Genomic DNA, 13,626 nt, shown 5'->3' with positions numbered 1-13,626 from the left:
ACAATCACAAAGCAACACTCGTAATTACGCTCAGATCGAGGCACTCAGTTTCGCCTTTACCGGCCATACGCCTATTAAACTAATATACAACGGATCTAACGCCCTCATTCTCACGCTCATATAATATCTAAATTGATATCCAATAATTATTCACGACATATATATCCCGAAGGTTTAAATCCCTGTGTTTTTTATTAAAGATAAACTATTGCGATATGCATCACAGCAGAACTCCAATATTAATAGAAACTTGTGCCTATGTTTACTGTTAAAGGGTGCAATATGTATTATAGCGATTCATTAATAACATCAATAGATGCACATAAAATATTGGCTTTAAAGTTAGAACACGCCTTAACAGGCGTAAAAGATGAAGTATTAAAGCAAGCGCAACTGTTAGATGATGGGGCAACGCGATTAAGCTATCAGCTTTCGTGCTTTACTGAAAACTATCAGGATGTATGTTTACGATTACGCGAAGAAGACTCACGATTTTTGACAGGTATCGTCCAGTTAATAAAACACAGAGACGTTATCTATAAGATGCTCTATATTTATATTAAAAGCTTGCTAGGCAACAAGAGTGAAAAAAGAATACATAACATACAACGAAATCTTATGGATTTGGGCGTATCAATTTCATCATCAATGCTCTCCAGCCAGGCTTTTATATATTCGGCAACTATTGCAATTTGTACTAGTGTTCATACTAACATTTGGATGAAAGAAAAGATCACATCGTTTTCTACTTATGCTGTTCTTGGTTTAAAAGTTTACGGCATCGTTGAGCAAGCATCCAGAAGCGCCAACCATCTAAAAAATTATAATGCTTATTATTATAATCTACTTTATCAGGAAGAGCTTGAAATGATGTTTTTCTTGATTGAGCCCATAATAATGAGATCCCCCATACTTAACCAAGCTTATGCTTCAGACAGCGATATTGCATATGCGATTTCAAGGATGATAAAGGGATGATTAAAGCTATTAAAGACTGGTTAAAAGGCCAACTCATATTCTTCCTGAGAGGCGCAATCCCCCTTTTATTCGTCATAATATTTGCACTATTTGCCGTAACCTGGCTACCCGAAAAAATCGCAATGAATGCAATATGGTCAATTGTAGTTATTGTAGGCCTCTATATCCTTTTACGTAAAAAAAGATAATTACTATTTAACAGGAGTAAATTATGTCAATTCCCGCTCATCTGTGGTTGTTTGATGAAAATGGTTCGCCCATAGTTGGTCCATCATTACTGCCAGCGAGATTAGGATCGTTTGAAATCCGTTCAGTTATCCATCAGGTATGGATTCCTGAGAACTCGAATACTGGTCGTTTGACAGGCACGAGAGTTCATTCCCCCTTAAACTTGCATAAGGAATTTGATGCTGCAACGCCTGTTTTGTATCGTGCTATGTGTGAAGGAAGAACATTAAAAAAAGCAGAATTGAAAATGTATCGAATTCTTGACCAGGGCGTTGAGAGTGAGTATTTCAATATGATAATGCAGAACGTAAAGATCACCTCTATATCCCCCCTGCTGCATCCCACCGGCTTGACGAGCACGCATCTCGAAGATATTCAACTCCGTTACGAGAAGATTACATGGAAACATTGCGATGGGAACATTGCCTACACTGACGAATGGAATAACCGGGCTACGTATTAGGGTATCTAAAATGAAAGTACTGTTAATTTTGGCTGCACTTCTATTCCTGGTTCAAAATACATCAGCAGCCCAAATGTCCGGCTTCGCAGCCAGGTATTATCAGGATGATGGAACAACGCCGGAAGAACCCACAAAAGTGCCCCTCTATCCCACTATTACCATCGGTAAGAAAACCGTGCAAATGGAGGTTACTCATCTGGCAGAAATCTCCAGCACACCAGTCAACAAAGACAGTTCCGCTCGTTGGGTCTGCCTTCATGACGACGATGACACGAATTACTGGTTCATTTCTGATAACGAAATGGGTGCAGGATTGCTAACTGCGCTAGTTATAGCCAAAGATGGCATCCATCACGAATGTGCTAAAACAACGGAACCTGTCAGAGTCTCGGTCGCTAATGTTCCATTATTAAATGCGACGCATGGCAATTTAGTCGCATTGTTCGGCAAGAAAGAGATAGCAAAAAAGAAAGCGATGCTTTTTTATCAGGAGACGCCAGTACAGAATGGATTCATCCAGAGTAATACGGTCTCTTATTACTTCGATGGCGAAAAAGTGCGTGGCGTAATCATCGGGCAAATTACCAGTAACTAGCTTGCAGACTCCCTCTCCAGAGGGAGAGGGCGTTAAGCCTGCTCACCCAATCGCATATGCAGCAACGGAAATGGATTCCCCTGCCCGTCCAGTTCCGAGCGCCCGACCTGCTCAAACCCCATATGGCGATAAAATCCCACGCCCTGCGGGTTCTGCTCATTCACGTCCACCTCGTTCGCGCCAAACTCTTCGATGGCGTGCTGGAGCAGCAATTTCCCGACGCCCTTTCCGCGGCTCGCGTCGTCAACAAACAGCATTTCAATGCGGTTTTCATCCACGCCTAAAAAGCCGTGAATAACGTCTGCGTCATCGCGAGCGATCACGACCTTGATGTTTGGCAGATAGGCGTTAAGCAATAGCGGGCGCAGCGCCGCAATATCGCTTTCCTGTAAAAAGTGATGGGTGGCGCGGACGGAGGATTCCCAGATCGCGACCAGACGCTCGAAGTGTGTGGGGAGTGCGGTTTCTATGTTCATGGGGGGATCATGGTTGGAAAACCGAACTATTTCAAGCCACGCTTTGCGGTCTGTTCCCCCTCACCCTAGCCCTCTCCCTCAAGGGAGAGGGAACAGATCGAGCTAAACCCTAATCTCCATCACCGCATACACCCCATCCTTCGGCACCACCACGGTGACGTTTTCCACCGGCACGCCCGCCGCGAGGTGGATATCCTGCAGCTGCTGTAACGACCTCGGGTGAATATCCTCCCAGCCGATACCCCGCAGCACAAAGTCAATTTGCGGGCTGCTGGTCAGCATGTTCGACACAATCACCGCCCCGCCGGGCTTGACCAGCCGCAGGGCGCGCTGGAGAAAAATCACCGCATCGGTATCGTTGAAGTATTCGAAAATCCCCAGCGCGTCGACCAGTTCCGCCTGATGCTCGCCCAGCTCCAGCAGCAGGTCCTCGTTACGCACCAGCGTATGGAGCAGGTTGCGCCTGAGCAGCGTCAGCTGTTCGCCCACCACAATCCCTTCCTGCGCCGCCATGGTTTCGGCCCAGCTGAGCGCCACCGGGTCTTTGTCCACCAGCGTGAGATACACCCGCTGGCCGTCGAGCTTTGCTTCGCGCAGCGCCTCCAGCACCGGAATGGCGGCACCGCTTGCGAGGCTAACCCAGTTATTTTCACTTTCGTTGTGAATGTACTTATCCACCAGCGCGGCCAGCACTCTGGCGCGGGAGCGCACGCCAATCGCATCGTTAGCGTGGATAAACCACTGGCGGCTGTCGCTGTCCATTTTCGTGCCGTCGGGCAGGCGGTCTTCCAGCGGGTTTTGCACCACAAACAGCGCCAGCGCGGAGGGCACCAGCCGGGTGCGCCACGCGGTGAGCGCCGGGCGGTTGCGGAAGGCCTGTTCGGAATAGCGGTTCTGCGGGACAAGCACGGCCAGCCCCCCTTCGTCGTATTCCATCCTTGGGGGGCGGAGCGCTGGCTCGGCTTTCAGGGCGCGGTCAAGGGAGGCGATCTCACGGGCAGCGTCGTCTTTCATCGGCCACTGGTCGCTGACGTCGGGAAATGACGCGCTGAAAATCGTCATATTTTCCGGTGCATCGCCGCGAAAAGGCTGCCAGTTCATGTCGTCTTCCCTCCGTTAGGCTATTAACGGAAGTCTATCCAGGCGAGCCAGTAATACCCTACGAAGAAAGCACGAAATAGGTGCATCAGTTCTGCGACGTGCGCCATACCCCCGGCGTGCAGCCGTACTCGGTCTGAAAATGACGAATAAAGTGGGCGCAGTCGCTAAACCGCATCCGCCGCGCAATATCCGTAACGCTTTGCTGAGAGTTTTTCAGCAGCCAGCAGGCATAGCGCAGCCTGGCGCTGCGAATAAATTCCCGCGCCGTTTTGCCAAACTCGGCGTGAAACAGGCGGTTAAGCTGGCGCTCGCTCAGCTTAACGTCCTGCGCGAGCCTGGCGGCGTTCAGCGGGTGAGTCAGATACTGTTCGACAATCGTCACCGCCCTGCGCAGCCGTGAATCAGGGATCATGGCGATATTCGCGGGCCGCGGCGTGGCGGCGTCATGCGGAGGAAGGGACAGCCGCCGGGAGGTGGTGGCCGCAATGTCGTCTCCCCCGTGGGCGCGGATCAGCGCCGTTACCAGGGTGAGCGTTGAGATCCCGCCCGGGCAGGTCAGCAAATCGCCTTCGTCGATAAAATCGAGGCCTTGCTCAGCATAAACCTGCGGAAATCGTTGCGTGAAAACGTCATGGTGATGAGGATGAATCGAGGCGCGGCGCTCGTTCAGTAAGCCTTCCTCCGCCAGGATAAAGCTGCCGGTACCAATACCTATCAGGGGAACGTTGTTGTGATAAGCATCCGTGAGGAACGCTCTGTCGCCACGGTGTCCCTTGTGAAGATGCTCCAGACCTCCGCCGATCGCCGCAATATAGTCAAAGTCGCCGGGCGGCGCATGGGCGGCCTCGGGCCGCACGCTGAGCCCTGAGCTGCTCACTATCGGTAAGTCGGGATAAGTGCTTATCAGGCTGAGTTTAAAGCGTATTTTCTGGCTACGCTTCTGGACGCTGGATGCAATACGTAACGCCTCTATTAATCCTGAATATGCGAAAAGCGAGAAATGGGGCCACAGGAGTAAACCCATATGCAGGGATTTATTCCGTGCAGGCGTCATTCTGACGCTATCATCAATTATATTTTTCATTAACTTGCCGAAGAATAATTACATTATCGCAACATTATTGTTGCTGTTATATTTTCCTAAGATAGGTCCTGGCTGTTAAATCAAGCATAAATGATGGTCGCAAAAACTTAAAAACATTTCTCCCTGTCGCTATCCGTTTTTTGACGTGTGGCACACATATGTCGGCAGCGTTCCCAAAATAAATAAATAATTCTCATTCTGCTGTTTCTTAATACGCATATAAATATTCTTATTCGGATAGATAAAAAATAAGGGCTCGTACTTCTCCAGCCAGCTGTCGCTGATGTTGTCGTCCGGAAATTTCATATTGCGTATGGACGTCAGATTATAGACGCTGTCTTTGCGCTCAATCTGAAAGAAAACTTTGCGATTCAGGGTCTTCGTAGGATCGCTTTTCAACCGGCCATTCATGCTGAGTATTCCGCTGTTACCTTCCACGGTGTAATTCAGCCACAGAGAGAGCGTCTCATCACGGTGATGCTGAATAAAGTTCGCCTGGCAGGAAAAGGGCTGGATGTAATGGCGATGCCAGAGGTAATACGCCGCCACGACAGCCCCCATCAGCAGGCACAGGCAGAGCGCAACAAGCGTTTGACGGTAGCGAACCATACTAGCGATCCTCTATAAAATAATCGGACATACAGCGGTTGGGTTCCGTCATCGGCCTGTCACAGCGAATGACCGATGCACGGGGCAGCAGGATGTAGCCGCTGACGTACACCCAGGGATAGTTCGCGCACTGGTCCTTAAACGGGGCGGCATAGGCCAGGGCTTTATCCCTATCGCGCTGCGTTTCAATATCGCGAGAAAAATAGAGCTGGCATTCGCCCATCTTCATCGCGAAGCGATACCCGTCAACGAAATAGCTGTCATGCAGCAGGTTATGGCTGATAACGCTCACGCCAGCCAGCATCAGCAATAGCACCAGCGCGCCCGGCAGCCAGAAGCGGCGCGTCGGGGCCGTCGGGGCGACAGCCTCTTCGCAGACATCCGGAGCAGCACGTTCTTCCTCTTCAGCCTGCGGCTGCGTCTCTTTAACGGTGATTTGCGTATCGCTTGCGAGCGTCAGTCCAATCCGCGGGATAGTGACAATCGGATCGGTTTCAAACCCCACTTTCTTCAGCCCCTTACGCAGAATAGATATATTCTGGTAGTAGGTATTAGGCGAAACCAGCATCCCCCGGCGCTGCCAGACAATATCCATGCACTCCTGTTGAGTCACAATACTTCCGACTCTTTCTATTAATAACAACAAACAGCGCCCCGCCGGGGAATTTAATACCACCACCCGGTCAGGATTGTTGAGATCGCGTAATGTGCTGGCCGCTGGATGAAACTCTACCAGGCCATTAATAATGTAATGCTTATGCATAGAATGGGCTAAATACCTCCGGTCAACAGCTGTTGCTCCAGTAGATTCCCTTCACGGTTAACCTGCGTATCCCTCGCCTGTGTAAGGATTAATGTGACGGATAAGTGCGCAACTGTATATCCTGGCGCCTGGCGAAAAATCTTATTTTTCCTTTCTCTTTATCTGACCGGTCTGAAGTTTTCTTAACCGCCATTTAAAGCCGTCTTGACACTGACAAAACTCGACAAAGGCGCCCGTTGAACGCTTTAGCCATCATTGTCTGAATTATTCAGCGTGCTTAATTTGTTTTTTTAATAAAAAGCAGAGAAGACGCGCGCTGCAAGCGGGTTTCGAAATTACGACCAATTCGAAAGCTGTCGTCTTAATTAACAATTTCGGTGCGAAACTGTTAGCCACCGTCAGTAACAACCCGCGTCGCATGACGTCCCCAGACTATTTCCTTACAAAACATTTATTAAAGCCAACTTTTCAATAAAAACTACCGGTATGATTATTTACAGGCAGATAAGCAAAAGCCGGTTCAGCGAGGAGAAATTGACGCTACACCTAAACCGTACTTAAAACAAATTAAGATTAATTCAGGTTACCTATTTTACGCCCTGAGTATAGTGGGCTCACACCGTGCAATGCTTAATTGCTTCGAAAATACAGGCATCGTTCTGCCAGACAGACGAGTCTCATTACAATTATAAATCGAGGGAATGACATGGCGAATAAGCTCAACAACACACGTCATTTAAATATCGCGCTATTGGGTGGAGATCACTTTGCGCGCCAGGGGATCGCCGCGTTATTAAAAAATATTGTCCCGTCTATGCAGATTACAGCATCGATCGATAATTACGCGGAGATCGAAACGATACTCGCAGCCGCACCGGTAGACGTGATTTTTTTATCCGGCATGGAGAAATATCACGCGGGATATGACTGCCTGAAATATATCAGGAAGATGAAAGTCCTTTATCCCGACGTACTTATTTGCATGTATTCCGCACCGGCAAACTCCTGGCTGTGGATACGCGGTGAAATAGACGCCTATCTCTCGCTGCAGGACCCGCTTTATCACTGGCGAGCCAGCGTATTAAAAATGGTCGATAGCCGTTATCGCCCAATAAAAAAACCCACGGCGTTATCGCTGACGCCGGGTGAATGGAGGGTATTGAAGGAACTGCGAAAGGGTCTGGATATGCGTTACATCGCCGAAACAGAGCAGCTTTCTTACCGTCGTGTCAGCGCGTTAAAAAGCTCAGCGATAAGAAAACTCGGGCTCAGGAACAAGACAGATTTGCTGGTCTTTTTAACCAGTTAGACCTGCTGCTTTCAGAGCAAATCTCGACATAACACCATAATGGAATCAGGACAATGAAAGCTCAATTCAATAATAAAACGCTGCTCGCGATCGCTATTGCGGCATTACTGCCAGCGGGCACGGCCATGGCTGCCGGCACCAGCGGCGGCACGGTGAACTTTAGCGGCAAAGTGGTGACCTCCGCCTGCGCCATCAGCGCAGGAAGCGCCAACATTGACGTAGATATGGGTGAAGTGCGTACCGCAACGCTGGCGACCGCCGGCAGCGTTGCCAGCACGGCAAAAGCGTTTGCCATCACCCTGGAAGATTGTGAAATCGCCGATACCTCAGCCTCTACGGATGAGAACCCGATTGCCGCCACAACCGTGGCCGTTACCTTCACCGGCACGCCGGACACTTCCGATGTTAATAGCTTGTCCGTCGGGGCAAACGGCAGCGCCAACTCTGCGCAAAACGTGGCTATTCGCCTTTATGACGAGCAGGGCAACGTGGTGAACCTGGGTGAACCTGCTGCGGCCATCCCTCTGCGTAAGGGTGCCAACACCCTGAACTTCAGCGCGAAATATTACTCGCCGAAGAGCGGCGCCACCGCGGGTGATGCCAGCGCCGTCGCGACCTACACCGTGACCTATTCGTAATCCTCAGGCCCGGTCTGCGAGCCGGGCCTGTCTTAGCTTTCAGGAGAAACACTATGCGCGTAAACACATGGATTTGCCTGGCGGGCGCGTTATGTTCCTCCGCCGTCTATGCCGGCGGCGTGGGGCTGGGCGCAACGCGATTGGTCTACTCCAGCGCCACCAGCCAGGCCATGATGCAGGTGAGAAACACCCATCCCGACGCCACGTTCCTCATCCAGTCGTGGATGGAGAATGAGAAAGGCGAACGCACCAACGACTTCGCGATCACGCCGCCGCTGTACGTCATAAAACCGGCCAGCGAAAGCGCGGTGAAAATCATGTTTAACGGCAAAGCCCTGCCAGAGGATCGGGAGACGCTCTACTGGATGACGGTCAAAGCCATCCCCCAGCAGGCGACAAGCGGCGCCGGGAATACGCTGCAGTTTGCATCGGCTAACCGCATCAAGGTCTTTTATCGCCCGGAGGGACTCAGTGAGACCCCGGCAGAAGCGTGGAAAAAACTGGCCGGTGCCTATCGCGCCGGAAAAGTCACGCTCAGCAACCCCACGCCGTACTACCTCACCACCATCAACGTGAAAATTGACGGTATGCCGGTGCAGCCGGTGATGGTGCCCCCGAAAGGCAGCGTGACGCTGGCCGAAACCTTCAGCCATGCGGGCAGCATGAGCTATCAAACCATTAACGATTACGGAGCATGGACCCCCGCCACGCGCGCGTCGTTATCCCAATAATAAAAACAGTAAGGCGTGACCACGTGAAAATAAAAATCCTGTGCGCCACGGTGATCTCCCTGGTGATTCGGCAAGCCGTGGCTGCTGAAAGCGAGCTGCAATTTAACCCCGCGTTCCTCAACGGCGAGAGCGCAAACAGCGCCGATCTCGCCTGGGTCAACGCCGGGAGCGCGTTGCCGCCGGGTGATTACAACCTCAACGTGTATATCAATACGAATTATGCGTTCACGGGTAACGTCACGTTCCGCCTTGCTGAGGACAGCACGGGTGAAGCGCTGCCCTGCCTCACGCCTGAGCAATTCGACGCGCTGGGCATCGATAGCCATCAGGCGAAGGGCGGAGCGCTGCCGCTGGCGCAGCGCTGCATCTTCTTAACGAAGGCGTTTGCGGATACGCAGTTTGACCTGGACCAGAAGACGCTCACCCTGAGCTTCACCGTACCGCAAAGTGCGATGCGAAATTTGCCGCGCGGGTACGTCAGCCCGGAAAGCTGGGAGGCGGGCATTCCTGCCGCGTGGCTGAATTACGTGGTCAATGGCTCGAACAATGAGTATCGCGGCGAGACGCGCACGCGGGAGCAGCAGCTGTTTGCAAGCCTCAACAGCGGCGTCAACCTGGGCGCGTGGCGGCTGCGTGATTTCACCACGTGGACCAAAGACAGCAATGAGCTTACCCACGTGCAGACCTGGCTGCAGCGCGATATTCACGCCCTGCGCGCGCAGGTGTATGCCGGGGAAACGTACACCTCGGCGCAGGTGTTCGACTCCGTGGGCCTGCGCGGTCTCGCCCTGAAAACCGATGACAACATGCTGCCCGCAAGCCTCAGCGGCTATGCGCCGGAAGTTCGCGGCATCGCGCGCAGCAACGCCACGGTCACGGTTCGCCAGAACGGCAACATCATCTATCAAACCTCCGTCCCACCGGGGGCGTTTGTGCTGAAAGATCTCTACCCGACCTCCTCGGGCGGCGATCTGGCGGTCACCATTCAGGAGAACGACGGCAGCAAAACGCAATACACGCTTCCCTTTGCCAGCGTGCCGAACCTGGTGCGTAACGGACAGGTGAAATATGCCCTCGGCGCCGGGAAATACCGTCCGACGGGCAATCAGGATTCGCCCTCTTTCGCGCAGGGTGAACTGTTCTACGGCTGGCGATACGGCCTGACGTTTTACGGCGGGGCGCAGTTTGCCGATAGCTATAACGGCCTGGCCTTCGGGTTTGGGCAAAACCTCGGCCGCTTTGGCGCCTACTCCATCGACCTGACCCACGCCCGCAGCCAGCTGGCGGACGATCGGCACTATACGGGTGATTCGGTGCGCCTGCGCTACAGCAAGCTGCTGAACGACATTGGCACGCGGGTTAACTTCTTCTCGCTGCGCTACTCCACGAAAGGGTTTTATACCCTCAGCGACACCACGTACAAAGGCATGTCGGGCGGATCGCCAAAGCAGACGGTGGAAGACGATGGCACCGTCACCACCCATTACGACACCGTGTACAACCTGCGCATGTCGCGTAAGGCAAAAAACCAGCTGCTGCTGTCGCAGCCGATGGGACAATACGGCTCGCTGTCACTGTCGTGGGATCAGCAGACCTACTGGAACACGTCAAATACCACGCAAAGCCTGCAGTTTGCGTGGAACGCCACGTTTCGCAACGTGTCGCTTGGCGTCAGCGTCCAGCGAAGCTCGAGCCTGTATGACGACAAGAAAGATAACATCCTGTCGATGTCGATTTCGGTCCCGCTGGGCAACCCGACGCTGTCGACCCGCGCGCGCTTTACCACGACCCATGCGGACTCCACCGGCACAACCGCTAGCACGGGCGTGAGCGGCTACCTCCCGGGCCAGGAAAACCTGTTCTATAGCGTCAACCAGCGCTACAGCTCCCGACAGCACTACGGCGGCGATGCCACCCTGCAATACGAAGGCGCGTGGGGAGACTACAACCTGGGTTACAGCTACGCCAGCGACTCCCGCAACCTCAGCTACGGCATCAGCGGCGGCGCGGTAGTGCATGAAGATGGCCTGACGCTGAGCCAGCCGCTCGGGAACACCAACATTCTGGTAAAAGCCCCGGGGGCCAGCAGCGTCGCCGTGCTTAACCATAAGGGCATCAAAACGGACGGCCGTGGCTACGCGGTGATCCCGTACGCCACGCCGTACCGCGTTAACCAGGTCGCGCTGGACGTGACGACCGCCGGCAACGACGTGGAGCTGGAAAACGCCATCGCCAACAAAACGCCTACCGACGGTGCCCTGGTTCGCGCCACCTTCACCACGCACCAGGGGGCAAAAGCGATGTTTATCGTACGTCACGGCAACGATGTGCTCCCCTTCGGCACGCTGGTCTCGCTCGATGATGACAAAACCAGCGGCATCGTCGGCGATGGCGGCAGCCTGTATCTCTCCGGTTTGTCAGAGAAGGGCAAGCTGAACGCCGTGTGGGGCCGCGGCAGCCGCCAGCGCTGCGCCATTACCTATGCCTTAAACAAGCAGAACTATAACGCCCGCACCGGTCTTTATTCTCAGGAGGTGGTATGTCAGTAACGCTTCGGATCGGCTGCCTTGCGCTGCTGTTGGTTTTCACGCTCCCCGTTCGCGGTTACGACGTGCTGGTCTCCGTCACCGGCAATTTGATCGGCAACACCTGCGTGGTGGCGCAGGACTCCGGGGAGCAAAACGTGCCGCTGGGGACCATTGGTATTAAACAGTTCAGCCGTGCCGGGGCCGTCAGCAATATCAAAACGCCCTTCACGCTCAGGCTTGAAGCGTGCGGGCCAACCTTTGCTGGCGTAAAAATCCGCTTCAGCGGTACGCCGGATGATGCCAACCCGCAGCTGCTGAAGATTGCCGACGGTGGCGCTACCGGCGTGGCGGTACAGATCCTCGATAAAGAGAGCGTACTCATTCCCCTGAATACAAAGACCGCCGCGTACGGAACCGCGGGGGATGACAGCGTACAGATGACCTTCTACGCGCAGCTGGTTGCCACCGCTACGCCGGTGAGCGCCGGTGATGTGTCAGCCCTCGCCACCTGGACAACGGAGTATCTATGATGCGTTTAGCGTTTCTTCTCAGCGGATTTCTTTTCTGCGCCAGCGTGCAGGCTCTGGACTGGAAATCGGACATTACGCTCTCCCCTCAGCCGATGACCTACAGCGGGCCGGCGGATTCCGTGGTGCCGGGCAGCATTATCGGCTCGACCTGGAGCGCCACCGCCAGCGTGCAGCAGGTGTTCTGGTGCGGGCTTATTTTTACCTGCAACAAAGGGACGCTGCAGCCCAGCAGCAGCGCCATCTCAAGCGGTGCGACGGTCACCGTCGACGGCGCGAATTACACCATTTTTGAGACCGGCGTACCGGGCGTGGGCTATATCATCGGGCTGAAGGATTTTAAGAGTACACAATATATTCCCCTGCAAACCGGTATCACGCAAAGCTACCCGGCAGAGGGCACCAGTGGGTTTGCCCAGGATCTGGGATGGTCGGCAAAGGTCACCTTTATTAAAACCGGTGCCGCCCTGAAATCCGGCGTCTATAACATCCCGACCATCAACGCCGCGGTGCTCACCGCCTATAACAACGAGACGAAAACGGCGCAGGTGATTATCAGCCCGACCACCATCACGGTGACCGCCAGCGGGTGTACGGTCGGCAGCAAAAACGCCAGCGTGGCGCTGGGCACCATTGATATTCGCACTCTGCCCACGGTGGGAAGTACGTCACCGTCGGGGACGTTCACCGTCGGCCTGACCTGCGACGCGAACGTGGCGGTTCACGCGGTGATGACCGATCAGACCACGCCGTCGAACACCTCGTCGGTGGTGACGCTGACCGGAGACTCCACGGCGTCCGGCGTTGGGGTGCAGTTTTTCTACAACGGCACCGGACCGCTGACGATGGGGCCGGACAGCTCGGCCGCGGGTGCGACCGGCCAGTTCTTAATCCAGAGCACCACGGCGGCGCAGACGCTCACGTTACCGTTCCAGGCGCAGTACATCCGAACCGGCGAACTGGTCCCCGGCTCGGCCAACGCGCTGGCCAGCATTACGTTTTCCTACCAGTAGGGGCTACTGCTTCACCCACACCAGCTGGTCAACCCGGAAGCCCAGACTGCGCGCGGTGTTCAGGTAATCCTGCTTCACCGCATCCGGAATGGTTGGCGTGCGCGACAGGATCCACAGGTAGTCGCGGTTCGGGCCGCTGACCAGGGCGTACTGGTACTTATCGTCCAGCCTGATCACGTTATAGCCGCCGTAGAACGGGCCGAAGAAGGACACCTTCAGCGCGGCGGTGGTCGGTTCGCCGGTAAAGTACGCTTTGCCTTCGCTCTCGTTCCACTTGTTCTTCACCGGATCGTAGCCCCGGTTGAGCACGCTGATGCCGCCGTCGCTGCGCTTGCCGTAGGTGGCGGTTACCTGCTCCAGCCCGCGTTCAAAGCGGTTTTCCAGACGGGCGACCTCGTACCATTTGCCAAGATAGCGGCTGGCGTCAAAACCGGAAATCGGCTGCACGCCCTTCGGCGGCGTAGGGGATTTACAGGCGACCAGCGTCAGCGCAATGGCAACACCGGTCACAACAGGCCATAGCTTCATGAGAATTCCTTTCATTTGCACGGTTGGACGTTAAGTGTAGTGCACCGTTTCGGCG

General features: G+C 54.0%; 15 protein-coding genes. 9 read left to right on the top strand and 6 right to left on the bottom strand.

What is annotated here, in order from left to right; all coding sequences use genetic code 11:
* The first annotated feature begins 282 nt into the window (after positions 1–282).
* The 3 genes from ACMGGX_RS10230 (at position 283) to ACMGGX_RS10220 (ending at position 2,264) form a co-directional block, all read left to right on the top strand.
* The gene (locus ACMGGX_RS10230; protein WP_420298337.1) at positions 283–978 is read left to right on the top strand and encodes a hypothetical protein; all 696 of its coding nucleotides are present in this window, start codon (positions 283–285) and stop codon (positions 976–978) included.
* A gap of 211 nt (positions 979–1,189) precedes the next feature.
* Positions 1,190–1,669, top strand: coding sequence for an Hcp family type VI secretion system effector (locus ACMGGX_RS10225; RefSeq protein ID WP_420298336.1), 480 nt, complete (start codon positions 1,190–1,192; stop codon positions 1,667–1,669).
* Positions 1,670–1,679: 10 nt separating this feature from the next.
* Complete coding sequence (locus ACMGGX_RS10220) at positions 1,680–2,264, top strand: hypothetical protein (RefSeq protein WP_420298335.1); 585 nt, start codon at positions 1,680–1,682, stop codon at positions 2,262–2,264.
* 32 nt (positions 2,265–2,296) lie between these two features.
* Here ACMGGX_RS10220 and ACMGGX_RS10215 read toward each other — a convergent pair whose 3' ends face one another.
* From ACMGGX_RS10215 to ACMGGX_RS10195, 5 genes are all read right to left on the bottom strand, one after another.
* Positions 2,297–2,740, bottom strand: coding sequence for an acetyltransferase (locus ACMGGX_RS10215; protein WP_420298334.1), 444 nt, complete (start codon positions 2,738–2,740; stop codon positions 2,297–2,299).
* Between the two features lie 102 nt (positions 2,741–2,842).
* On the bottom strand, positions 2,843–3,841 hold the full coding sequence (locus ACMGGX_RS10210; protein WP_348562089.1) for a class I SAM-dependent methyltransferase: 999 nt from the start codon (positions 3,839–3,841) through the stop codon (positions 2,843–2,845).
* An 85-nt stretch (positions 3,842–3,926) separates the two neighbouring features.
* The gene (locus tag ACMGGX_RS10205; RefSeq protein ID WP_420298754.1) at positions 3,927–4,865 is read right to left on the bottom strand and encodes a GlxA family transcriptional regulator; all 939 of its coding nucleotides are present in this window, start codon (positions 4,863–4,865) and stop codon (positions 3,927–3,929) included.
* A 189-nt stretch (positions 4,866–5,054) separates the two neighbouring features.
* Positions 5,055–5,534 (bottom strand): hypothetical protein, encoded by a 480-nt coding sequence (locus ACMGGX_RS10200; protein WP_023309865.1) that lies wholly within the window; start codon positions 5,532–5,534, stop codon positions 5,055–5,057.
* 1 nt (position 5,535) lies between these two features.
* Positions 5,536–6,297 carry a winged helix-turn-helix domain-containing protein gene (locus ACMGGX_RS10195; RefSeq protein WP_063438963.1) on the bottom strand — a complete coding sequence of 254 codons (762 nt, stop codon included), beginning with the start codon at positions 6,295–6,297 and terminating at the stop codon, positions 5,536–5,538.
* Positions 6,298–7,003: 706 nt separating this feature from the next.
* Between ACMGGX_RS10195 and ACMGGX_RS10190 the strand changes: the two genes are divergently transcribed.
* Genes ACMGGX_RS10190 through ACMGGX_RS10165 form a run of 6 tightly spaced genes read left to right on the top strand, consistent with a single transcriptional unit; the run spans position 7,004 to position 13,043 of the window.
* Positions 7,004–7,606 (top strand): helix-turn-helix transcriptional regulator, encoded by a 603-nt coding sequence (locus ACMGGX_RS10190; protein WP_202771848.1) that lies wholly within the window; start codon positions 7,004–7,006, stop codon positions 7,604–7,606.
* Between the two features lie 53 nt (positions 7,607–7,659).
* Entirely contained in the window at positions 7,660–8,244 is a 585-nt protein-coding gene (locus ACMGGX_RS10185) for a fimbrial protein (RefSeq protein WP_420298333.1), read from the top strand.
* A gap of 53 nt (positions 8,245–8,297) precedes the next feature.
* Positions 8,298–8,975, top strand: a complete 678-nt coding sequence (locus ACMGGX_RS10180) for a molecular chaperone (protein ID WP_420298332.1) — start codon at positions 8,298–8,300, stop codon at positions 8,973–8,975.
* 23 nt (positions 8,976–8,998) lie between these two features.
* A complete protein-coding gene (locus ACMGGX_RS10175; protein ID WP_420298331.1) occupies positions 8,999–11,524 on the top strand; it encodes a fimbria/pilus outer membrane usher protein in 2,526 nt (841 codons plus the stop codon).
* A complete protein-coding gene (locus tag ACMGGX_RS10170) occupies positions 11,515–12,033 on the top strand; it encodes a fimbrial protein (RefSeq protein WP_420298330.1) in 519 nt (172 codons plus the stop codon). The genes ACMGGX_RS10175 and ACMGGX_RS10170 overlap by 10 nt, the downstream gene beginning before the upstream one ends.
* Positions 12,033–13,043, top strand: a complete 1,011-nt coding sequence (locus tag ACMGGX_RS10165; protein ID WP_420298753.1) for a fimbrial protein — start codon at positions 12,033–12,035, stop codon at positions 13,041–13,043. Before ACMGGX_RS10170 ends, ACMGGX_RS10165 begins: the two co-directional genes overlap by 1 nt.
* A 3-nt stretch (positions 13,044–13,046) precedes the next feature.
* Here the strand turns inward: ACMGGX_RS10165 and ACMGGX_RS10160 are convergent, their stop codons facing one another.
* Positions 13,047–13,571, bottom strand: coding sequence for a lipocalin family protein (locus ACMGGX_RS10160; RefSeq protein WP_033147067.1), 525 nt, complete (start codon positions 13,569–13,571; stop codon positions 13,047–13,049).
* Positions 13,572–13,626: the final 55 nt, after the last annotated feature.

The sequence above is a fragment of the Enterobacter sp. BNK-29 genome, from assembly GCF_048684785.1.
GTDB classification, from domain to species: domain Bacteria; phylum Pseudomonadota; class Gammaproteobacteria; order Enterobacterales; family Enterobacteriaceae; genus Enterobacter; species Enterobacter cloacae_M.
This window is presented reverse-complemented; position numbering and strand designations above follow the sequence as displayed.